Below are 777 nucleotides of genomic sequence, written 5' to 3'. Positions count from 1 at the left end.
TGGTAGGACTCGGCGGTCTTGTCGTAGCGGGTTGCGATGCCGCGCCACTGCTTGAGGCGGTTGAAACACCGCTCCACCACGTTGCGGCGCTTGTAGAGCTGCTTGTCGAAGGCTGGCGGGCGTCCGCCCCGGCTGCCGCGCCGGAGCCGGTTGCGGACCTGGTCGGACCGCTCGGGGATGGTGTGGCTGATACCGCGCCGTCGCAGCCAGGTGCGGATGGCTTTGGAGCTGTAGCCCTTGTCGCCCAGGACGTGGGCGGGCCTGATGCGGGGCCGTCCTGGGCCGATGCGGGGCACTCGTATCGCGTCCATCACGGCGGTGAACTGCGTGCAGTCGTTGGTGTTCCCGCCCGTGACCACGAAGGCGAGCGGGCGGCCGAAGGCGTCGCAGGCAAGGTGGATTTTGCTGGTCAGGCCGCCCCGGGAGCGTCCGAGTGCCGGTGGGCAGAGCCCCCTTTTCGGGCCCCGGCGGCGTGCTGGTGGGCTCGCACGACGGTGGAGTCGACCGACACCAGCCAGTCGATGTCCCCGGCCGCGTCCGCCTTTGCCTGCGCGGCCCGCAGCATCCGCTCGAAGGTCCCGTCCAGGGCCCACCGGCGGAAGCGGGTGTGCAGCGTCTGCCACGGCCCGTACCGCTCGGGTACATCCCGCCAGGCGGTGCCGGTGCGGAACTTCCACACGATCCCGTTGAGGACCCTTCGGTCGTCCAACCGCCTCCGGCCCCGCAAGGGCACAGGCAGCAGTGGCCGGACGAACTCCCACTCGGCATCGGACAGTT

The 777-nt window shown here is 70.5% G+C and carries 1 pseudogene; it reads right to left on the bottom strand.

The window, feature by feature from the left end:
• Nucleotides 1-733 (bottom strand): annotated as a pseudogene (locus AC3ET3_RS36125) (IS5 family transposase); the annotation flags it as partial.
• Nucleotides 734-777 lie beyond the last annotated feature (44 nt).

Source organism: Streptomyces sp. bgisy159, assembly GCF_057707805.1.
This window is presented reverse-complemented; position numbering and strand designations above follow the sequence as displayed.